This is a genomic window from Herbaspirillum sp. NPDC087042, from assembly GCF_044745245.1.
Classification (GTDB): Bacteria; Pseudomonadota; Gammaproteobacteria; order Burkholderiales; family Burkholderiaceae_D; genus Herbaspirillum.
Genome location: NZ_JBIUZW010000013.1, coordinates 1 through 20,863, shown reverse-complemented (window position 1 = coordinate 20,863; position 20,863 = coordinate 1). Strand labels below are relative to the sequence as shown.

Genomic DNA, 20,863 nt, shown 5'->3' with positions numbered 1-20,863 from the left:
ATATTGTTGTCGTGTCCTGGACCGCGAGTCCGTCAGGTCCGGATGCGTCTCCGTTCATTGTAAGGCCAAACCTATAGATGCCGACCAGATTCCGTTTCAGGCTCGTTCCCTTCTGCGCCACGCTGGTGGTGGCTGCCGCCGGGGTTGCGCTGGGCCAGTGGCAGACCCATCGCGCGCAGGCGAAGGAAGCCCTGCAGGCAAGCATGCAGGCACGTGCCACGCAGGCGCCATTGGAGGCCCTGCCGGGCGACGCCAGTGGCGATGCCAATGAGTTCCGTCATATCGTGCTGCGCGGAGAATTCATCGCGCCATGGACGGTCTATCTTGAAAACCGCCCTCACGATGGCGCCGTGGGCTTCCATGTGCTGACCCTGTTCAAGCCGGTCGGCAGCCCACAGGCCGTGGTGGTGGCGCGTGGCTGGGCGCCGCGCGATGCGGTCGATCGCACGCGGCTGCCACAGGCTCCCCTGCCGGTGGGTTTGACCCAGGTGGAGGGTGTGCTGCGTCGCGACGCCGGCCATGTGATGCAGCTGGGCCAGCCCGATGCACCGCGCCCGCAGGCCATCCTGCAGAACCTGGACATGACCGCACTGGCGCAGGCCAGCGGCTGGACGCTCTCGTCCTATGTGATCGAGCAGGGCGCTGCCACGGCGGGCAGGGCCGATGGCCTGCTGCGCGACTGGCCGGCCCCTGCGCTGGGCAGCGAGCGCCATCGTGGCTATGCCGTGCAGTGGTATGCACTGGCCGGCATGGCAATCATCTTTTTCATCGTGACGGGATATCGACGTGGCCGTAATGACAAAACCTGAAGCAGGCAACAAGACCGATGAGGCGCGCCGCCGCGCCGGACGCTGGAAGATGCTGGCGGTGGTGGCTGTCTGTGCCGCACCGCTGATCGCTTCCTACCTGACCTACTACGTGATCAAGCCGCAGAGCCGCACCAACTATGGCGCGCTGATCGATCCGCGCCAGTATCCCATCCCGCCACTGGGCAGCAGCGCCCTCGACGGTGCGCCGGCCAAGCTGGCGGACTACAAGGGCAAGTGGATCATGCTCCAGGTCGATCGCGGCGACTGTGCCGAGGATTGCCGCAAGAAGCTCCTCACCATGCGCCAGCTGCGGCTGATGCAGGGCAAGGAGATGGAACGCATCGAACGGGTCTGGCTGGTGACCGATAACGCGCCGGTGGAAACGATGCTGCTGCGCGAATACGACGGAACCGATATCCTTAGGGCCGACGCCGCCCGACTCAAGGCCTGGCTGCCGGTCGATGCCGGCACCTCGGCGGAAGACCACATCTACCTGATCGACCCGCTGGGCAACCTGATGATGCGCTTCCCCAAGGATCCCGATCCCAACAAGATGAAGAAGGACATTTCCAAGCTGCTGCGCGCCTCGTCCATCGGTTGATCGCCTTTGATCACCCTTGATGGTGTTGATGGTTTCTGATGGATCCATCGACACCGTATGCGCGGCAGTCCATGTTTGAACCACGATGAATGCAATCACGCTGATAGAACTGGGCCTGACCGGCCTGCTGGTTTCCCTTATCCCGCTGCTGCTGGTGGCGCGCGCGCAGGGGCTGGTCAACCGATACCGCAAGCTGGTGTGGGTGACGTTGTTCTTTACCTTCGACCTGATCATGTTCGGCGCCTTCACGCGCCTGACCGATTCCGGCCTGGGCTGTCCCGACTGGCCGGGCTGCTACGACCATTCCAATCCGCTGCTGGCGCACGAGCACATCAACGCCGCGCAGGAGGCCATGCCCACCGGCCCGGTGACCTGGAGCAAAGCCTGGATCGAGATGACGCACCGTTATTTCGCCATGGCCGTGGGCGTGCTGATCATCGTGCTGATGGTGGTGGCGTGGCGGCGCTGGCTCAAGTCCGGCAAGACCGATGCGCAGTTCCACCCCTGGTTTCCGACCGCCTTGCTGGGCTTCATCTGCCTGCAGGGGGCCTTCGGCGCCTGGACCGTGACGTTGAAGCTGCAGCCGGTCATCGTCACCACCCACCTGTTGCTGGGCCTGGTGCTGCTGGCCATGCTGGCCTGGCTGGCGGCCCGGCAGGAGCAGCATGTGCCGGTCACCCCGGCCGGCCGGGCGCTGGTGCTGCCGGCCACGCTGGGTGCCATCCTGCTGGCCCTGCAGATCGCGTTGGGTGGCTGGGTCAGTACCAATTATGCCGCGCTGGCCTGCAATGACTTCCCGCTGTGCAATGGCAAGCTGGTGCCGGACATGGATCTCGAACACGGTTTCACGCTCTGGCGCCACCTGGGCATGACCGCCAATGGCGACTACCTGCCGTTCCAGGCGCTGACGGCGATCCACTGGGTGCATCGCAGCTTCGCCTTTGTCGTGATCTTGTATGTTGTATGGCTGGCACAGCGCGCGCTGCGCGATCCGGGGCTGCGCAAGACCGGGCGCTGGCTCTTGAGCATCGTGGGTTTGCAGCTCTGCACGGGGCTGGCGACCATCTACCTGAACTGGCCGCTGGCCATTGCCGTGGTGCATAACGGCGGCGCCGCGCTGCTGGTCATCCTCATGGTCATGTTAAACTACAAGGCCCGTTACGCTCCACAAGGCTTGGCCAGCGCCGCTCCACCGGTCCCCGCCAAGCCCGTCACTTCATGACCACACTGACCGCCCAACCCAACCGCATCGCCCAGTACTGGGCACTGACCAAGCCGCGCGTGACGCAGCTGGCGGTGTTCTGTGCCGTGATCGGCATGTTCCTGTCTTCCCCCGAACTGCCCGACTGGCACAAGCTTGTCTTCGGCACGCTGGGTATCTGGCTGCTGGCCGGTGCGGCTTTCGCCATCAATTGCCTGGTCGAGCGCGAGATCGATTCGCGCATGGCCCGTACCGCCCGCCGTCCGCTGGCGCGCGGCGAGATCACGGTGGTGCAGACCCTGATCTTCTCCGGGGTCATTGGCGGCCTGGGCATGTGGGTGCTGTACGCCCTGGTCAATCCGCTGACCATGTGGCTGACCTTCGCCACCTTCGTCGGCTACGCCATCATCTACACCATCATCCTCAAGCCCGCCACGCCCCAGAACATCGTCATCGGTGGCCTGGCCGGCGCCATGCCGCCCGCACTGGGCTGGGCCGCCATCGCCAACGATGTGCCCATGCAGGCCTGGGTGCTGGTGATGATCATCTTCATCTGGACGCCGCCGCACTTCTGGGCGCTGGCCATGTACCGCCGCGACGACTACGCCAAGTCCGGCCTGCCCATGCTGCCCATCACGCACGGCATGGATGTGACCAAGTTCCACATCCTGATGTACACCATCGCCCTGCTGGCGGTGAGCATGCTGCCCTTTGCCATCGGCATGAGCGGCCTGATCTATCTGGGCACGGCCATCGTGCTGGGCGCGATCTTCTTCTGGCACTCGTGGCGCATCTATCGCCACTACACCGACCTGATCGCACGCAAGGCCTTTGCCTATTCCATCGTCTACCTGTCGATCCTGTTCGCGGTGCTGCTGGTGGACCATTACTTCCTGTTCCGCAGTTTCTAAACCACGACATGAAACGATTCCTCTCGGCGCTGCTGCTGGCCGGTTGCGCGACGCTGCTGGCGGCCTGCGGGCCGTCCAAGTCTGAACTGAAATTCAACAACACCGATGTCACCGGCCTGGACTACGCCCGTGATTTCGCCCTCACCGACCATACCGGCAAGCCACGTACCCTGGCCGACTTCAAAGGCAAGGTGGTGGTGATGTTCTTCGGTTATACCCAGTGCCCGGACGTATGCCCCACCACCATGGTGGAAATGGCCAACGTGATGAAGGAACTGGGCCCGGATGCGGACAAGGTGCAGGTCCTGTTCGTGACTGTTGACCCCGAGCGCGACACCCAGGAGGTGCTCTCGCAATACGTGCCGGCCTTCGACAAGCGCTTCCTCGGCTTGCGCGGCGACCTGCCGCAGACCGAGAAAGTGGCCAAGGAATTCAAGGTGTTCTACCAGAAGGTGCCGGGCAAGCAGCCGGGCAGCTACACGATGGACCACACCGCCGGCAGCTACGTGTTCGACCCGCAGGGCCACATCCGTCTGTTCGTCAAGCACGGACAGGGGCCGCAGACGCTGGCGCATGACATCAAGCTGCTGCTGAGCTGATCCGGCTAAACGATACAAACGATACAAATCGTTTGGATAAAAAGAAAGGCGCCCGAGGGCGCCTTTCTTGTTGGTGCTGCGATGACGGACTGATCAGGAGTACGCCTGCAGCGCCGTCTTCATCTTCTTCAGTGCCACTGCCTCGATCTGGCGGATACGCTCGGCCGAGACGCCGAACTCGTCGGCCAGTTCGTGCAGGGTGGCACCCGAGCCATCATCGTTGGCCAGCCAGCGGGCTTCGACGATGCGACGCGAACGGTCATCCAGCTTGGACAGTGCGGCTTCCAGACCTTCGGACTGCATGCGGTCGTACTGCTTGGCCTCGATCACGCGGGTCGGCTCGGAGTTGTCCGAGGACAGGTAGGCGATCGGCGCGAACTTGTCGTCGTCGTCATCGGTGGGCGACTCCAGGGCGATGTCACGACCGGAGAGACGGGTTTCCATCTCGATGACTTCCTCGCGCTTGACGTCCAGGGTCTTGGCCAAGGCCTCGACCTGGGCCGGCGTCATCGCGTCCAGGCCTTCCTTGTGGCTGCGCAGGTTGAAAAACAGCTTGCGCTGGGCCTTGGTGGTGGCCACCTTGACCAGGCGCCAGTTCTTCAGGATGTACTCGTGGATCTCGGCCTTGATCCAGTGCATGGCGTAGGACACCAGACGCACGTTCTGCGCCGGGTCGAAACGCTTGACTGCCTTCATCAGGCCGATATTGCCTTCCTGGATCAGGTCGGCGTGCGGCAGGCCGTAGCCCAGATAGCCACGCGCGATCGACACCACCAGGCGCAGGTGCGACAACACCATCTTCTGGGCGGCACCCAGGTCATTCTTTTCGCGCAGGTCGCGCGCCAGCTTGACCTCTTCTTCCTGGGTCAGCATGGGCAGGCGGTTCACTGCCGAAATATATGCGTCGATATTGCCCAGGCTGCCGGAAAAACCCAGCGCGAGTGCATTGGACTCGGCAGGCATGAGTGCAGTTTGTGCAGACGCAGTTTTCATGGATTCTCCTTGTTCCTTCCGGAAGCAGTATGAAGCGGTAAGGATTGGACGTCGGCGCCGGTTCGGCCAGCGCAGTCATACGCCAATGCGCGATTTGTTGCAGTGCCCAGATAAAACTGGAGCAATTCGATAAGGTATTCTAGCACTCGTCACCCAGGAGTGCTAATAGCATGATCGGGAAGCGTCAATAGAGTAAATCTATTGTTGTTGAATCAATCATTGCATTATTTCCCCTCCATCTTAGTCGCCTTTGGACGACAAAAGTTGCGATGCGGGTCAAAAGCGGGTCAGAAACTTGTAACAATTTATGCAGTGCACAACTCGGCCCGCAGCGGGCGGTTCTGCTCCTGATGGGGCATTGCGGCCCCATCGCTCGAAGAATGTCGGGGAAACCAGAGAGGGAGTCGTTCGGCAGGGGGGATTTATTGTTGCGGGCTATCCCGAACGATAAAATTTCTTTCCAGAAAGTCCAAAGCCCGCAATAGCGGGCTTTGTCCTCAATTTACAAGGGCACGACCAGTTTCCCGGAAAACCCTTGCCTCTATGCCGCCGAGTATAGCACCGCCGACTCGCCACCAGCAACGGGGTACCCTTGCCGCACATGCCAAGACATCTTTCGGCTCCCAGATTGTCCACCATCGAGGCATTCTTCCGGACCACCTCGGAGAAGGACCTCCTGGGCTGCTATGCCTGGAACCAGGCAATCGGCGCCCGGCTGCTCCCGCTGCTCGCCGACGTCGAGGTATCGCTGCGCAACGCTCTCCATCGGGCAGTATCGCAATACTTTGGCAAGGCCGATTCCTTCGACTGGATGATGCCGCGAGCCAATCCCGTGCATGCCGCCCATCCGACGGCGCCGCCATTCTTGCCGGCACGGCACAAGCTATCACCGAAGTCCAAGGACGATGTTGCTGTCGTCATGCAAAAAATCAGAGGGAGAAAACCCGATGGCTATGTGCTTACCCCCGATGACATTGTGGCGGCGCTGCCCCTCGGTTTCTGGGAGGTATTGATTGGCGGGCTGGGCCACAAGTCGCAGCCTGAGGGCTTGCAGGAAGCCATCCTGGCCATGGTCTTTCCTCATGCCCCCGATACGCTGGCCACTCCCTACGGAAGCCCTGCGTTCAGGCAGCGTGTCATCGACTTGCTCAAGAGAATCAGGGAGGTACGCAATCGTATCGGACACCACGATGCCCTTTGGGTGACGCCGGAATTCAACCGTACAGGTGTCGTCGGGTATTTCCCCCGCCGGCCACGTCATACGGTCAACAGTCTGCGATGCTTTGCAGGCAACATCTGCTGGTTTGCTGGCTGGATTGATCCGGACATCTCGACCTACCTCCGCAACAGCGACCACTGGTGGTCCCTCCAGCTCTTGCTGGACCGTCAGGCACTGGCCACCTATCGGCGGCTGGGCGGAGCAGCCGGAACCTGTCGCACCATCATCGAGACGGCCGACCGGCCTGGCCAGGTCAAGCCCAGGCGCAAGCACCGGGAGCGATTGATCATGCAGCGCTACTTCTACTGAGCTGGCGGAAGCCATCCGGTGCGAGCCGCAACGAAAACAAAAACGGCCACCGGGGAAGCGGTGGCCGTGCAGTGACCATGGTGTCGCTAGCGACGATCTTCCAGGCTCACGCCTTGCGCGCCAACTGCCTGCGCACCGACAGCATCGCTCCGAACAGGCCCAGCAGCGCGCTTACCGCCAGCAAGAGTGTAATGGCTACGGGGCTGGGCAGCGCCAGCTGGAATTCGGAGGCGTACAGGTGGGCGAAATCCAGGATGGCCGTATTGAGCGGTTGCTGCGCCAACACCACCAGGCCCAGCGCGACCAGCCCGGCACAGATGCCCAGCAGGGCGCCGGTGTAGTAGAAGGGCCGGTAGATGAAGGCATTGGTGGCGCCAAAGAGGCGCGAGACCTCGATTTCATCGCGCTGCGTCATCACCTGCAGGCGGATGGTATTGAACACCACCGCCACCACCACCGCACCCAGCGTGATGCCCAGGAACAGCAGCACCAGCCGCAGGATGCGCAAGAGCGCTGCCAGGCGCTTGACCCACTCGGAATCGATCTGCACCGTATCCACGCCGGGCTGCTTCTTCAGCTGCTGGGCGATGTCATCGACACGGCCGGCATCCATGGCATTCTCGAAGCCCGGCAGGCGCAGCACGAAGCTGTCCGGCAGGGGATTGCTGCCCAGCGTGGCCAGCACGTCGGCCAGGCCGGTCTTGCTCTTCAAGGCATCGAAGGCCTTTTCGCGCGGGATGAATTCCACTTTGCCGACCGTCTTGCCATCCTTCAACACCTGGGCAATGGTCTTGCCCACCGCCTGGGCCGCATCGCGGCCGGCGTCGGGCTTCATGAAGATGCTGATCTCGGGCTCCACCGACATCTGGTCCGAGATCGGGCGCACGTTTTCCAGCGCCGACAGGCCGGCAAAGGGCAGCGCCAGCGCGATCGAGACCACCAGCACGTTGAGCAAGAAGTTGCCCGGCGAGCGCAGCAGGTGGCGCAGGGCGTCACCGGCGGCATTGAGATGCTGCGTGATCCAGCTCATGGCGATACCTCCACGGGATTGGCCACGCCGTTATGCCAGCCATCGACGATGCGGCCACGGTCCAGGTAGACGATGCGGTCGGCACCGGTGAGGTATTGCTCGTCGTGGGTCGAGATCAGGCAGGTCACGCCCACGCCGTGGAAGGACTTCAGCGCCGCCAGCACCTTGTTGGCATTGGCGCGGTCCAGGTTGGCGGTGGGCTCGTCGGCCAGGATGATCTGCGGCCGGTTGACGATGGCGCGCGCAATGGCCACGCGCTGCTGTTCGCCGCCCGACAGCTCCAGTGGCTCGCACTGGGCCTTGTCCAGCAGGTCGACTTTGTCCAGTGCGGCACGGGCGCGCTTTTCGGCATCGCCGCGCGAAGCGCCGGTGACGATCAGCGGCAGCATCACATTGGCCAGCAGGTTGCGATCCAGCAGCAGCTTCTGCTGCTGGAAGATCAGGCCCAGGTTGCGGCGCAGATAGGGCAGGCCGGAGGCCTTGATGCCGCCGATGTCGGTGCCATTGACCGAGAGCTTGCCCGCCGTGGGGCGCTCGATGGCCGCGATCATCTTCAGCAGGGTGGACTTGCCGGCGCCGGAAGGCCCGGCCAGGAAGATCAATTCCCCCTTCTTTACCGACAGCGAGATGTCGCGCAAGGCATAGACCTCGCGCGCGTATTGCTTGGAAACCCGGGAAAATTCAATCATCGGATCAACTCAGGAGGGCGTCGACGAATTCGGTGGCGTTGAAAGCTTGCAAGTCCTCGATCTGCTCGCCCACGCCGATGAAATACAGCGGCACCGGGCGGGTCTTGGCGATGGCGGCCAGGATGCCGCCCTTGGCGGTGCCGTCGAGCTTGGTCACCACAAGACCGGTCAGGCCCAGCGCATCGTCGAAGGCCTTGACCTGGGCCAGCGCATTCTGGCCGGTATTGCCATCGATGACCAGCAGCACCTCGTGTGGCGCCGAGGGCATGGCCTTGGCGATGACGCGCTTGATCTTCTTGAGCTCATCCATCAGGTGCAGCTGGGTCGGCAGGCGGCCGGCGGTATCGATCATCACCACATGGGTGCCGCGCGCCTGGGCCGAGTGGACCGAGTCGAAGGCCACCGCCGCCGGGTCGCCGGACTCCTGGGCGATCACCGCGACGTTGTTGCGCTCGCCCCAGATCGCCAGCTGCTCGCGGGCAGCGGCGCGGAAGGTGTCGCCAGCGGCCAGCAGCACCGACTGGCCGTGCGCCTGCAGGTGTAAGGCCAGCTTGCCGATGGTGGTGGTCTTGCCGGCCCCGTTGACGCCGGCGATCATCATCACCAGCGGCTTTTCGCGGCCCAGCACCAGCGGGCGCTGCAGCGGCTGCAGCAGGTCGATCAACAGGCTGCGCAGGGCGGTGCGCACCTGGGTGGCTTCGGTCAGGCGCTCGGCCTTGACCTTCTTCTTCAATTCGTCCAGCAGCCACTGGGTGGCTTCGACGCCGGCGTCCGAGACCAGCAGGGCCGATTCCAGCTCGTCGTAGAGATCGTCATCAATGCGCGCGCCCACGAACAGCGTGGTCAGGTTGCTGGAAGTCTTGGACAGGCCAGCCTTCAGACGCGAGAGCCAGGAGCGCTTGGCTTCCGGTGCGGCCTCGGGGGCGGCGACGATCTCTACCTCGTCTTCGATCGCTTTTTCGACCGCTTCTTCGGCCTCTTCTGCGCGCGTCACAGGAGCGACCGGCTCGGGCGCCGCGACGGCAGCGGGCGGCGGCGCGACCTCGGCCGGTGCAGGAACAGCCTCGACGGCCGCTGCAGCGGGAGCAACGGGAGCGGCAGAGACGACCGGTTCAGCGGCGATGACGGGGGCGGCAGGCGCAGTAGCAGGCTGCGGGGCCGGTTCGACTTGGGGAGGCAGCGTGGGCTGCGCTTCCGGTTTGGGTTTTCTCTTGAAGAAACTAAACATCGGGTGGCGGATAGGCTGGATTCTGGCTGCGGCCGGGGGCGGGAGGGGGAAAACCGGTGCGGGAGGGCAGTTCCGGCGCCCTGACAAGCGCATCGGACAGGTTACAATTGCCCATCCTCAAGACCCGCGCGCGGCCGCCAGGGTCAATGAATCCTGCATTTTATCAGAGCACAGTCCATGAAATCGAAGATCCGAGCCTTCCTCGTCGCCGGCCCTTTGAGCCTGTTTTTCCTGCTGGGCCTCTCTGCCCTGGCCGCCACGGCACCCGCCCGGGCCGAGCCGGCGCGCGAGTTCGTGCTGGGCAACGGCATGAAGGTGATCGTCAAGGAGGACCGGCGCGCACCCATCGCGGTGCAGATGGTCTGGTACAAGGTCGGCTCCATCGATGAGCTCAACGGCAGCACCGGTGTTTCCCATGCGCTGGAACACATGATGTTCAAGGGCACCCGCCATCACAAGGTCGGCGAGTTCAGCCGCCTGGTGGCCGAACTGGGTGGCCAGGAAAACGCTTTCACCGCCAACGACTTCACGGCCTACTTCCAGCAGATCGAAAAAGGCCAGCTGGAAAAGGTCATGGCGCTGGAAGCCGACCGCATGGCCAACCTGCAGTTCGATGCCGGCGAGTTCGCCAAGGAAATCCGCGTCATCATGGAAGAGCGCCGCTGGCGCACCGACGACCAGCCCATGGGCCTGTTGAACGAAGCCCTGAACGCCGCCGCCTGGACCGCCCATCCCTATCACCACCCGGTGGTGGGCTGGATGGATGACCTGCAGCACATGAGCGTGCAGGATATCGCCGCCTGGTATCGCCGGTGGTATGCCCCCAACAATGCCACCCTGGTGGTGGCCGGCGACGTCGATGCACAGCGTGTGCTGGCGCTGGCCAAGACCTATTTCGGCAAGATCCCGGCGCGCCCCATCGTGCGCGGCAAGCCGCAGAACGAGCCGGCGCAGCTGGGCCTGCGTCGCGTCACGGTCAAGGCACCAGCCGAGAATCCCTATGTGGTGATGGCCTTCAAGGTGCCGGCGCTGCGCGATGTGGAGCAGGATCAGGATAGCTATGCCCTGGATGTGCTCTCGGCCGTGCTGGATGGCTATGACAATGCCCGCCTCAGTGCGCAGCTGGTGCGCACCGGCAACCAGGCCACCGCGGTCGGTGCCAGCTACGAGAGCGTGGCGCGCGGTCCGGTACTGTTCACGCTGGAAGGCAGCCCGGCCGAGGGCGTCAGCACCGAACAGCTGGAAGGCCTGTTGCGTGCCGAGGTGGACCGGATCGCCAGCGAGGGCGTCTCCGAGCAGGAGCTGCAGCGGGTGAAGACGCAGCTCATCGCCGCCCAGGTCTACAAGCGCGACTCGGTCTTCGGCCAGGCCATGGAGATCGGCATGATGGAGGCGGCCGGCATCGGCCAGAAGCATATCGATCGCATCATCGAGCGTCTCAAGAGCGTCACGCCTGCCCAGGTACAGGCGGTGGCGCAGCGCTACTTCAAGGATGACAACCTGACCGTGGCCACGCTGGTCCCCCTGCCGCTGGAGGGCAAGCGGCCGGCACCGCCGCCGGCAGGCTTGTTGCATTAACGATATAAATCCTTTTCAGCATTTCGGATAGCCGATCGGCTTCGCTGTTCTTCTCGGAGGAAAACATGCCTGTCATCGTCGTCGCCAATCCCAAGGGAGGCGTGGGCAAGACCACCCTGGCCACCAACCTGGCCGGTTATTTCGCCAGCTGCGGGCATGCTGTCCTGCTGGGCGATATCGATCGCCAGCAATCCTCGCGCGCCTGGCTGGATATCCGCCCACCGCAGGCCCGTCCCATCGTCACCTGGGAAGTCAGCGAGGACTACATTGCCAAGCCCCCCAAGGGGACCAGCCACGTCGTGCTCGATACCCCGGCCGGCCTGCACGGCTGGCGCCTCAACGATGCGCTCAAGCTGGCCGACAAGATCCTGGTGCCGCTGCAACCCTCCATCTTCGACATCCTGGCCACGCAGGATTTCCTGCGCCGCCTGGCCGGTGAGAAGGCCGTGCGCGAAGGCGAGATCGACGTGGGCATCGTCGGCATGCGCGTCGATGCTCGCACCCGCTCGGCCGAGCAACTGCACCGCTTCATTGAAGGCCTGAAACTGCCGGTGCTGGGTTATCTGCGCGACACCCAGAACTACGTGCAACTGGCCGCCCATGGCCTGACGCTGTGGGATGTCGCGCCGTCGCGGGTGCAGCGCGATCTCGACCAGTGGCAGCCGGTGCTGGAGTGGATCGGCAAGGGTGATAAAGGCGACAAAGGCGACAAAAAGCAGGGCGGCTGATGTCCCCGTTCCGAGCACTCCTTCTCCCGGTTTCTCCAGTGTGATCTTTCATGAATAAATCGCTACGCATCCTGTTGCTGTTGTCATCGTCCCTGGCTCTGCTGGCCGTGTCGCCTGCCCGGGCCGCACTGGCCGTGCAATCATGGACCCAGCCCGACGGCGCCCGCGTGCTCTTCGTGGCCAACCATTCGCTGCCCATGCTCGATGTGAGCGTGCAATTCGACGCCGGTCAGCGGCGCGATCCGGCGGGCAAGGCCGGCCTGGCCGAGCTGACCGTGGCCAGCCTCACGCGCGGTGTGGAAGGTGGCACGGCCGGGCCCTTGAGCGAAGCGCAGATTCTCGACGGTTTCGCCGACGTGGCCGCCCAGCAGCATGGCGGCGCCGGCCAGGACCGTGCCGGGGTGAGCTTGCGCACGCTGTCCTCCTTGCCCGAGCGCGAGGTGGCGCTGGGCCTGCTGGCACGCATGCTGGCCCATCCCGCCTTCCCGCAGGCGGGACTGGAGCGCGACAAGGCCCTGACCATCGCCAGCCTGCGCGAAGAGGCCACCAAGCCCGAAGCCATCGCCGAAAAGGCCTTCATGGCGGCGGCCTATGGCAGCCATCCCTATGCGGCCGACGCCAGCGAAGCCAGCGTGCAAGCCATCACCCGCGACGATCTGCTGGCCTTCCACCACAGCCACTACGTGGCCAATCGCGCCGTGATCGCACTCATCGGCGATCTCACCGAGGAACAGGCCCGCGCGATTGCCGCCGCGCTGACCCGCGAACTGCCGCAAGGCGCTGCCTTGCCGGCGCTGCCGGCGGTGGTCGCGCCAGCGGCACGCGAGATCCGCATCGCCCACCCGGCCTCGCAATCGCACATCCTCATCGGCGCGCCGGCCATCGTGCGCGGCGACCCGGATTTCTTCGCCCTGACGGTGGGCAACTATGTGCTGGGAGGAGGCGGGTTTGTCTCGCGCCTGACCGACGAGGTGCGCGAGAAGCGCGGCCTGAGCTACAGCGTCTACAGCGGCTTCTCGCCGCTGGCCCAGCCCGGCCCGTTCCAGATCGGCCTGCAGACCAAGAAGGAACAGACCGATGAAGCCCTGCGCGTGACCCGCGCCACGCTGCAGCGCTTCCTGCAGGACGGCCCCAGCGCTACCGAACTCAGGGCCGCCAAGGACAATCTCGCCGGTGGCTTCGCGCTGCGCATCGACAGCAATGCCAAGCTGCTGGAAAACCTCTCCGTCATCGGCTTCTATGGCCTGCCGCTGGACTACCTGGACCACTGGATAGAGCGCGTGCGCGCCGTCACCGTCGAAGAGGTGCGGGCAGCCTTGCGCAAGCATGTACAGGCCAATGCCCTGGTGACCGTGATCGTCGGCGAAGACGGCGCGACGCCCGTCGCCAACCCATAAGCAACTGAGAAGCAAGTTAGGACATTCATGAGCAAGAGCAGTCACGACAAGAACAACAAGGGCGGCAAGCCCGCCTCGCGTGGTCCGCACCAGGTCCGCATCATCGGCGGCCAGTGGAAGCGCACGCCGCTGCCGGTGCTGGATGCCGAGGGCCTGCGCCCCACGCCGGACCGCGTGCGCGAGACCGTCTTCAACTGGCTGACCCATCTCATCGATGGTAACTGGGAGCAGGTGGCCTGCCTGGACCTGTTCGCCGGTTCCGGCGCGCTCGGTTTCGAAGCCGCCAGCCGTGGCGCGCGCCGGGTAGTGATGGTGGAGCAGAGCGGCCCGGCCGTGCGCCAGCTTGAAACCAATCGCGACAAGCTCAAGGCCGATACCATTGCCATCGTGCGCGGCGATGCCCTGGCGGCGGTCCGCAATGCGGCGCAGCGCGAGGCGGGCGGCTACAGCCTGGTCTTCATCGATCCGCCTTATCACCAGGGCTGGTTGGAAAAAATATTGCCCAGCTGCACTGAATTGCTCACCCCCTCCGGGCTGGTCTATGCCGAAGCCGAGTTCCCGCTCGACGGCGACGAGGCCCCGGCATGGATGCAAGCCTGGGAAGTGGTCCGCTCGGACAAGGCAGGCATGGTGTTTTATCATTTATTGCAACGCAAAAGCAGTGCCCAAATTGAGGCATAATGCGCGTTCTGATTGAATTGCCGGTGAGGAGACACCATGGTCACAGCTGTATATCCGGGCACGTTCGATCCGTTGACGCGTGGACATGAGGACCTGGTCCGACGCGCCTCCGGGTTGTTCGATAAACTGGTAGTGGGCGTAGCGGACAGCCAGAACAAGAAGCCGTTCTTTTCGCTCGAAGAGCGTTTGTCGATCGCCAATGAAGTGCTGGGACATTATCCGAATGTCCAGGTGGAAAGTTTTTCGGGCCTGCTGAAGGACTTCGTGCGCCAGAACAACGCCCGCGTCATCGTGCGCGGCCTGCGCGCGGTCTCGGACTTCGAGTACGAATTCCAGATGGCCGGCATGAACCGCTACCTGTTGCCGGATGTGGAAACGCTGTTCCTGACACCGTCGGACCAGTACCAGTTCATCTCGGGCACCATCGTGCGCGAAATCGCGCAACTGGGCGGCGATGTCTCCAAGTTCGTGTTTCCCTCGGTCGAGAAGTGGCTCAAGGAAAAGATCGCCAAGCAGCAGTAGGATGCTGCACGGCAAGTAAAGCAAGGTAACGCAAGGTAAGGGCAGGGTAGGGCAATGAAGGTTCAAGCAAGCAGGATGGCGCCGCGCGCCGCAATGCGCGTGGTGACGAAGGAGCGGTCATGGCACTGATGATTACCGACGATTGCATCAACTGCGACGTCTGCGAGCCGGAATGCCCCAACGAGGCGATCTACATGGGGCCGCAGATCTACGAGATCGATCCGGACAAATGCACCGAGTGCGTGGGCCACTTCGAGGAACCGCAATGCCAGCAGGTCTGCCCGGTGGCCTGCATCCCCTTCAACCCGGCCTGGCGCGAAAGCCGCGAGCAGTTGATGGACAAGTACGAACGTCTGCAGGCTGGGGCCAAGGGCAGTTGAACCAGGTCCAGCCGTCGTCCGTGAAGATGCCGTTCAGTGCCGCACTGAACGGCATTTTGCATTGGACCTCCCCGTTCGTCCTGAGTAGCCGCGTAGCGGCGTATCGAAGGTGCGCCGACTCATGAAATGCACACAAGCACGCAGACAAGCCTTCGATACGCCCCTGACGGGGCTACTCAGGACGAACGGAAGGCTATCAGCCACCGTGCATAAAGACTATTTGCCGGATTTAACGAAAGTGGCGTTCCAAGTACGTAGATTGTGCTGACGCCATCCCATTTGTCCAATAAAGAACATGCACCACCTACCCAAGTCCGCCGTCGCGGCGCTGCTCATCAACACCACCATCTGGGGCCTGTCCTGGACCGGCATGCGCGCGCTGGAAGCGATGGGCCTGCATCCGCTGTGGGCCACGGCCGCCATCTTCACGGCCTGCGCGGCCATGCTGCTGGCACTGAAATACCGTGACCTGCCACAGCTGTGGCGTCATCCCGAACTGCTGGGCGTGGCGCTGGCCACGGGGCTGACCAATGCCGTTTTCAACGTGGCCATTGCCTATGGCGATGTGGTGCGGGTGATCCTGCTGTTCTACCTGATGCCGATCTGGACCGTGATCCTGGCGCGCCTGGTGCTGCACGAGGCCATCACCCCGCGCTCGCTGGTACGCGTGGCACTGGGCCTGGGCGGGGCCTTCATCGTGCTGTACCAGCCGCGCCTGGGCCTGCCGCTGCCGCAGACGCTGCCGGACTGGCTGGCGGTGCTGGGCGGATTTTCCTTCGCGATCAACAATGTGCTGCTACGTCGCTTGCACGGTGTCTCCGATGGCGCCCGCGCCATCGCCATGCTCAGTGGCGGCGCCGTGCTGGCCTGTCTGCTGGGATTGGGATTCTCGCTGGCCGGCCTGACTGCCTGGCCGGCCCATGTGCCTGGCGCGGCCTGGCCGCTGGTGGGGGTGTGGGCGGTACTCTTCCTGATCTCCAACCTGTGCCTGCAATATGGTGTGGCACGCCTGCCGGCCACCATCACGGCGGTGGTGATGCTGGCCGAGATCCTGGTAGCCAGCCTGTCGGCATGGTGGCTGGGCGCGGCCGAATTGCGGCCGCAAGACCTGATCGGTGGCGCCCTCATCATCGCCACGCCCTGGCTGGTACGCGACCGTCGTCCGGTGGCGCAGGCCGCCTGAGCGTTACTCGGTCGCCGCCAGCATCACGCGATTGCGGCCGGATTCCTTGGCCTGATACAAGGCCAGGTCGGCGGCCTTGAGCATGGCTTGCTTGACTTCCATGGCCGGTCGGCTGCGATCGGGCGGCATCAGGGAGGCCGCGCCGATGGAGGCAGTGATCTTCAGCGGATCGCGCGAGCCCTCGATCATCACGCTGCGACTGCAGATGCCGGCGCGGATACGCTCGGCGATACGCACCGCATCGTCACGCGTGGCGTGGGTCAGCAAGACCACGAACTCCTCGCCACCGAAGCGCCCCAGCGCATCCGAGAGGCGCAATTCCTTCTTGATGCGCGCAGCCACCTCGCGCAGCACATCGTCGCCGCTCTGGTGGCCATACTGGTCGTTGACGCGCTTGAAGTGGTCGATATCGATGAACAGGCAGGACAGCGCCGATCGGTCGCGCTGGCTGCGCGCCACTTCTTCCTGCATGCGCTGCTCGATGTAGCGGCGGTTGTTCACGCCGGTGAGCGGGTCGGTCAGGCCGATGTGCTTCAGGCGCTCGTTATTGATGACGTTTTCCAGGCAGATCGCCGCGACAGTGGCCAGGCGCTGGATGAAATCGGTCGCCAGCGAGCGTGTGAAACGCTCGCGGTGGGCACTGCCCAGGGCCAGGTAGCCCAGCAGCCGGTGCTGGCGCACCAGCGGCAGGATCGCCACGCTCACCGGCTGGTAAGCCGGGAACATCGGCCCATGCAAGGCCGGTACGAACTCGCCCAGGCGCGGCTTCTCGGCCGCCAGCGGGCCATCCTCGTCGATGAAGGCCAGCGGCTGCTTCTGGAACAGCAGCCTGGGAAACTCGTTGATGCCGATCTGCAGGTCGCGCAGGATGCGCTGGATCGCGTAGTCACCATCGATGAGCGACAGCGTCACCGTCTCCAGGTTGAACACGCCCGGCATGGTGCTGAGCATGACCTCGATGAGCTCGCGGAATTCGCTGGCGCCGATGAGCTTGAGGTCGAAGGCCTGGTGGCGTTCGATGATGGACTGGTTGATATGGGCCTGCTGCAGCAGGTCCTGCAACTCGGCGCGTAGCTGCTGGTTATCGGCGATCAGTGATTCCATCTCGATGGCGGTCGTCATGTGCATTTTCCCGGCGTGTGGCCGGCCCCCTTTGCCCAAACCGGTCGCCCGGTCTCCCTGCGGCCGCCACGCTGTTGGCGCGCGACCTCATTCCAATGCGACTATATCGGCAGCGATACGGCTGGCTTGATTCCCCGGTGCCACCTGTACTGCCATCCCTCTTTGATTCCCTGCCATTGCGAGCAAGAAGCGTTCCCGCAAGTGGGCGCTAGACTGCCGCCCGTCAGCCAGTCTAGGCTGCCAGCGGCGCGAAGAAGCGCTCGCCCATCTCCTCCAGACCTAGTGTGCGCAACACTTCCTGCAGGCGCTCGGCCGGACGGCGGCGCGGCAGGTCGCGGTATTGCGCGATGATCAACTCGTTCTTCATCGAATGCTCCCAGCCCACCAGTTCGGTGACGCTGACCTTGTAGCCATGCGCCTCCAGTTGCAGGCAGCGCAGCACATTGGTGACCTGGCTGCCGAATTCGCGCGTATGCAGCGGATGACGCCAGATCTCGGTGAGCGAATTGGTCAGCGACTTGCCCTTGTTGCGGTTCAGCACCGAGGCCACCTCGGCCTGGCAGCACGGTACCAGGACCATGAAGCGGGCCTCCTTGGCCAGGGCGAAATGGATGGCGTCGTCGGTGGCGGTGTCGCAGGCGTGCAGGGCGGTGACCACATCGATGCGCTCGGGCAGCGCGGCCGAGGTGGTCGAGTCGGCCACCGACAGGTTGAGGAAGGACATGCCGCCAAAGCCCAGGCGCGCGGCCAGTTCCTCGGACTTGCGCACCAGTTCCTCGCGGGTCTCGATGCCGTAGATATGGGGGCTGCCCGCCAGTCCCTTGAAGAACAGGTCGTAGAGGATGAAGCCCAGATAGGACTTGCCCGCGCCATGGTCCACCAGGCTCACGTCGGGATGATCGGCCAGCACTTCCTGCAGCAGCGGCTCGATGAACTGGTAGAGGTGGTAGACCTGCTTGAGCTTGCGGCGGCTGTCCTGGTTGAGCTTGCCATCGCGGGTGAGGATGTGCAGTTCCTTCAACAGCTCGATCGACTGGCCGGGACGAATGTCATGGGCCTGGGGTGCTTTGTCGGCGGCGACGCTGGCGGCTTTGCCGCGAGCCTGTTTCTGGCCGGCGGACGGATGGGATGGCTTGCTCATGATGCTGCACTGGCGATGTGCCGGCGCGCAGCCGGCGGGTTGGTATTGTGGACGTAGTTCGCGCCATCTTTTTCCGTTCGTCCTGAGTAGCTGCGTAGCAGCGTATCGAAGGCTCGCCAGCGCCCGCAGGCAGAGTGCTGTGCGCCTTCGATACGGTCCTGCGGACCTACTCAGTACGAACGGCCCAAGCGCATGCGAAATTGCGAAGTGACGCGTTGAACCAGGTCGTGGCCGGGCATTTTACCTGATCCGCATGGCATTCAAGTGAACTGGAACCGGCCGGGCCGGCAATGTTGCAAGGCTGCAAACGCCGGACCCATGGGCCCGGCGCCGGGATGGCAGGCAAGAGGGAGAGAGGGGTCAGCCGCCGCTGAAGACGGCGGCACGCTTTTCCTGGAAGGCGGCAATGCCTTCCCGGCGGTCGGCACTGGCGGCCATCAGCGAGAAGGACTTGCGTTCGAACAGCAGACCCGCTTCCAGCCCCAGTTCGAAGGACTGCAGCATGGCTTCCTTGGCCAGTCGCACCGCCAGCAGCGACTTGCCGGCAATGGTGTCGGCCAGCGCCAGGGTGCGTGCCAGGGTGGCGTCGTCCTCCACCACCTCGGCCACCAGCCCGGCTTGCAGCGCCTGGCTGGCCTCGATGAACTCGCCACTCAAGACCATCTTCATGGCCAGCGGCTTGCCCACGGTGCGGATGAGACGCTGCGTTCCGCCAGCGCCGGGGATGGTGCCCACATTGATTTCGGGCTGGCCTATCCTGGCGCCACGTCCGGCGATGGCGATGTCGGCGTGCATGAGCAGCTCGCAACCGGCACCCAGCGCATAGCCGTTCACCGCCACCAGCAGCGGCTTGGGGAAGCGGGCGATGGCGCGCCAGTATTGCGCGCGCACATCAAGCTGGGTGGCGATGGCATCCTTCTGGATCATCTCGTTCAGATCGGCGCCAGCGGCAAAGGCCTTCTCGTTGCCGCTGATGACCACGGCCCGCACGCTGTCATCGGCCTCAGCCTGCGCCAGGGCCTGCACGATTTCCTGCAGGCTCTGGTTGCGCAGGGCATTGCGCAGCGCTGGCCGGTTCAGCACCAGGTGCAGCACATGCGCGCCGTGGCGGCTTACCAGGATGTCCTGTGGTCCCTCGTCTGGCCCGCTCATGCACTGACCCGCTCGATCACCAGGGCAATGCCCTGGCCCACGCCGATGCACATGGTGCACAGCGCATAGCGGCCACCGGTGCGTTCGAGCTGGTTGATCGCGGTGGTCACCAGGCGTGCGCCGGACGCGCCCAGCGGGTGGCCGATGGCGATGGCACCGCCATTGGCATTGACGTGGGCGGCATCGTCGGCCAGGCCGAGGTCGCGGGTGACGGCCAGGCCTTGCGCAGCGAAGGCTTCGTTGAGTTCGATCACATCCATCTGCGCCAGGCTCAGGCCGGTTTGCGCCAATACCTTGCGCGCCGCCGGCGCCGGGCCGAAGCCCATGATGCGCGGTGCTACGCCCGCGGTGGCCATGCCCAGCACGCGGGCGCGCGGGGTGAGGCGATACAGGTCGGCGGCCTTGGCCGAGGCCAGCAACAGCGCGCAGGCGCCATCGTTGACGCCCGAGGCATTGCCGGCGGTGACCGTGCCGTCCGGGCGGACCACACCCTTGAGCTTGGCCAGGGTGGCCATGGTGGTGTCGGGGCGCGGATGTTCGTCGGTCGTGACGATGAGCGGCTCGCCCTTTTTCTGCGGGATCGCCAGCGGTGCGATCTCGCCCGAGAAGAACCCGGCCGCCTGTGCCGCTGCCCAGCGCTGCTGGCTGCGCAGGGCGAAGGCATCCTGGTCGGCGCGGTTGATGGCGAAATCGCTGGCGACGTTCTCGGCCGTCTCCGGCATGGAGTCGATGCCGTACTGCGCCTTCATCAGCGGATTGACGAAGCGCCAGCCGATGGTGGTGTCGAAGATCGTCGCGCTGCGCGAGAAGGCGCTCTCGGCCTTGCCCATTACGAAGGGGGCGCGGCTCATGCTCTCCACGCCACCGGCGATCATCAGCTGTACCTCGCCCGATTTGATGGCGCGCGCGGCCATGCCCACGGCGTCCAGGCTGGAGCCGCACAGGCGGTTCACGGTGGTGCCCGGCACCTCGATGGGCAGGCCGGCCAGCAGGCCTGCCATGCGGGCCACGTTGCGGTTGTCCTCGCCGGCCTGGTTGGCGCAGCCGTAGAGGATGTCGTCGAGCTGGCGCCAGTCCACGCCGGGGTTGCGCTCCATCAGGCTGCGGATGGGGGCGGCTGCCAGGTCGTCGGCGCGCACGCCGGCCAGGGCGCCGCCGTAGCGGCCGAAGGGCGTGCGGATGGCGTCACAAATGAATGCGTCCATGAATGTCCTCGTCTGTCGTTGTTGGGGGGGGGTGTCGTCGCGTGCCGGCCGCAGGCCGGCACGGCCGCAACGGCCATCCAGCGGTTGTCGATAACGCGCTTGGCCATGGCCACCCAGGAGCGTTAGATCATGCCCGCCCGGTCTAACGTGACCATTGTGGAGATAACCACCTAGGTCTTGATGCA

At 64.3% G+C, this 20,863-nt stretch carries 21 protein-coding genes; 13 read left to right on the top strand and 8 right to left on the bottom strand.

Annotated features, from left to right (window positions below; translation table 11 throughout):
* The first annotated feature begins 77 nt into the window (after positions 1 to 77).
* From ACIPHN_RS17615 to ACIPHN_RS17595, 5 genes are all read left to right on the top strand, one after another.
* Positions 78 to 809 carry an SURF1 family protein gene (locus ACIPHN_RS17615; RefSeq protein WP_400438057.1) on the top strand — a complete coding sequence of 244 codons (732 nt, stop codon included), beginning with the start codon at positions 78 to 80 and terminating at the stop codon, positions 807 to 809.
* On the top strand, positions 796 to 1,410 hold the full coding sequence (locus ACIPHN_RS17610; RefSeq protein WP_400438055.1) for an SCO family protein: 615 nt from the start codon (positions 796 to 798) through the stop codon (positions 1,408 to 1,410). Before ACIPHN_RS17615 ends, ACIPHN_RS17610 begins: the two co-directional genes overlap by 14 nt.
* An 85-nt stretch (positions 1,411 to 1,495) precedes the next feature.
* A complete protein-coding gene (locus tag ACIPHN_RS17605) occupies positions 1,496 to 2,632 on the top strand; it encodes a heme A synthase (RefSeq protein WP_400438053.1) in 1,137 nt (378 codons plus the stop codon).
* Positions 2,629 to 3,522: a heme o synthase gene (gene cyoE / locus ACIPHN_RS17600; RefSeq protein WP_400438052.1), complete on the top strand. Its 894-nt coding sequence runs from the start codon at positions 2,629 to 2,631 to the stop codon at positions 3,520 to 3,522. Before ACIPHN_RS17605 ends, cyoE begins: the two co-directional genes overlap by 4 nt.
* An 8-nt stretch (positions 3,523 to 3,530) precedes the next feature.
* Complete coding sequence (locus ACIPHN_RS17595; RefSeq protein WP_400438050.1) at positions 3,531 to 4,121, top strand: SCO family protein; 591 nt, start codon at positions 3,531 to 3,533, stop codon at positions 4,119 to 4,121.
* A 93-nt stretch (positions 4,122 to 4,214) separates the two neighbouring features.
* Here the strand turns inward: ACIPHN_RS17595 and rpoH are convergent, their stop codons facing one another.
* Complete coding sequence (gene rpoH, locus ACIPHN_RS17590) at positions 4,215 to 5,114, bottom strand: RNA polymerase sigma factor RpoH (protein WP_400438048.1); 900 nt, start codon at positions 5,112 to 5,114, stop codon at positions 4,215 to 4,217.
* 628 nt (positions 5,115 to 5,742) lie between these two features.
* Between rpoH and ACIPHN_RS17585 the strand changes: the two genes are divergently transcribed.
* Positions 5,743 to 6,642 (top strand): hypothetical protein, encoded by a 900-nt coding sequence (locus ACIPHN_RS17585; RefSeq protein ID WP_400438046.1) that lies wholly within the window; start codon positions 5,743 to 5,745, stop codon positions 6,640 to 6,642.
* 106 nt (positions 6,643 to 6,748) lie between these two features.
* Here the strand turns inward: ACIPHN_RS17585 and ftsX are convergent, their stop codons facing one another.
* The 3 genes from ftsX to ftsY are packed head-to-tail and all read right to left on the bottom strand — an operon-like array spanning position 6,749 to position 9,589.
* Positions 6,749 to 7,672, bottom strand: a complete 924-nt coding sequence (gene ftsX, locus ACIPHN_RS17580; protein ID WP_400438044.1) for a permease-like cell division protein FtsX — start codon at positions 7,670 to 7,672, stop codon at positions 6,749 to 6,751.
* Entirely contained in the window at positions 7,669 to 8,361 is a 693-nt protein-coding gene (locus ACIPHN_RS17575) for a cell division ATP-binding protein FtsE (protein ID WP_198983907.1), read from the bottom strand. Before ACIPHN_RS17575 ends, ftsX begins: the two co-directional genes overlap by 4 nt.
* A 4-nt stretch (positions 8,362 to 8,365) precedes the next feature.
* Positions 8,366 to 9,589 carry a signal recognition particle-docking protein FtsY gene (ftsY, locus tag ACIPHN_RS17570; protein ID WP_400438042.1) on the bottom strand — a complete coding sequence of 408 codons (1,224 nt, stop codon included), beginning with the start codon at positions 9,587 to 9,589 and terminating at the stop codon, positions 8,366 to 8,368.
* Positions 9,590 to 9,766: 177 nt separating this feature from the next.
* On the opposite strand from ftsY, the gene ACIPHN_RS17565 reads away from it, so the two are divergent.
* The 7 genes from ACIPHN_RS17565 to ACIPHN_RS17535 all read left to right on the top strand — a co-directional run bounded on the left by ACIPHN_RS17565 (position 9,767) and on the right by ACIPHN_RS17535 (position 16,058).
* Entirely contained in the window at positions 9,767 to 11,167 is a 1,401-nt protein-coding gene (locus ACIPHN_RS17565; protein ID WP_400438040.1) for a M16 family metallopeptidase, read from the top strand.
* Positions 11,168 to 11,232: 65 nt separating this feature from the next.
* Complete coding sequence (locus ACIPHN_RS17560) at positions 11,233 to 11,895, top strand: AAA family ATPase (RefSeq protein WP_400438038.1); 663 nt, start codon at positions 11,233 to 11,235, stop codon at positions 11,893 to 11,895.
* A gap of 50 nt (positions 11,896 to 11,945) precedes the next feature.
* Positions 11,946 to 13,292 (top strand): M16 family metallopeptidase, encoded by a 1,347-nt coding sequence (locus tag ACIPHN_RS17555; RefSeq protein WP_400438036.1) that lies wholly within the window; start codon positions 11,946 to 11,948, stop codon positions 13,290 to 13,292.
* Positions 13,293 to 13,319: 27 nt separating this feature from the next.
* The gene (rsmD, locus tag ACIPHN_RS17550; protein WP_400438034.1) at positions 13,320 to 13,973 is read left to right on the top strand and encodes a 16S rRNA (guanine(966)-N(2))-methyltransferase RsmD; all 654 of its coding nucleotides are present in this window, start codon (positions 13,320 to 13,322) and stop codon (positions 13,971 to 13,973) included.
* A 36-nt stretch (positions 13,974 to 14,009) separates the two neighbouring features.
* Positions 14,010 to 14,495: a pantetheine-phosphate adenylyltransferase gene (gene coaD, locus ACIPHN_RS17545; protein ID WP_400438032.1), complete on the top strand. Its 486-nt coding sequence runs from the start codon at positions 14,010 to 14,012 to the stop codon at positions 14,493 to 14,495.
* A 119-nt stretch (positions 14,496 to 14,614) separates the two neighbouring features.
* Positions 14,615 to 14,875, top strand: a complete 261-nt coding sequence (locus tag ACIPHN_RS17540) for a YfhL family 4Fe-4S dicluster ferredoxin (protein ID WP_400438030.1) — start codon at positions 14,615 to 14,617, stop codon at positions 14,873 to 14,875.
* Between the two features lie 295 nt (positions 14,876 to 15,170).
* Positions 15,171 to 16,058 (top strand): DMT family transporter, encoded by an 888-nt coding sequence (locus ACIPHN_RS17535; protein ID WP_400438028.1) that lies wholly within the window; start codon positions 15,171 to 15,173, stop codon positions 16,056 to 16,058.
* 3 nt (positions 16,059 to 16,061) lie between these two features.
* Here ACIPHN_RS17535 and ACIPHN_RS17530 read toward each other — a convergent pair whose 3' ends face one another.
* From ACIPHN_RS17530 to pcaF, 4 genes are all read right to left on the bottom strand, one after another.
* Positions 16,062 to 17,180, bottom strand: coding sequence for a GGDEF domain-containing protein (locus tag ACIPHN_RS17530; protein ID WP_400438026.1), 1,119 nt, complete (start codon positions 17,178 to 17,180; stop codon positions 16,062 to 16,064).
* 232 nt (positions 17,181 to 17,412) lie between these two features.
* Positions 17,413 to 18,321: a class I SAM-dependent methyltransferase gene (locus ACIPHN_RS17525; protein ID WP_400438024.1), complete on the bottom strand. Its 909-nt coding sequence runs from the start codon at positions 18,319 to 18,321 to the stop codon at positions 17,413 to 17,415.
* A 360-nt stretch (positions 18,322 to 18,681) separates the two neighbouring features.
* Positions 18,682 to 19,473, bottom strand: a complete 792-nt coding sequence (locus ACIPHN_RS17520; RefSeq protein WP_400438022.1) for an enoyl-CoA hydratase-related protein — start codon at positions 19,471 to 19,473, stop codon at positions 18,682 to 18,684.
* Entirely contained in the window at positions 19,470 to 20,678 is a 1,209-nt protein-coding gene (pcaF, locus tag ACIPHN_RS17515) for a 3-oxoadipyl-CoA thiolase (protein ID WP_400438020.1), read from the bottom strand. Before pcaF ends, ACIPHN_RS17520 begins: the two co-directional genes overlap by 4 nt.
* Between the last annotated feature and the right edge of the window lie 185 nt (positions 20,679 to 20,863).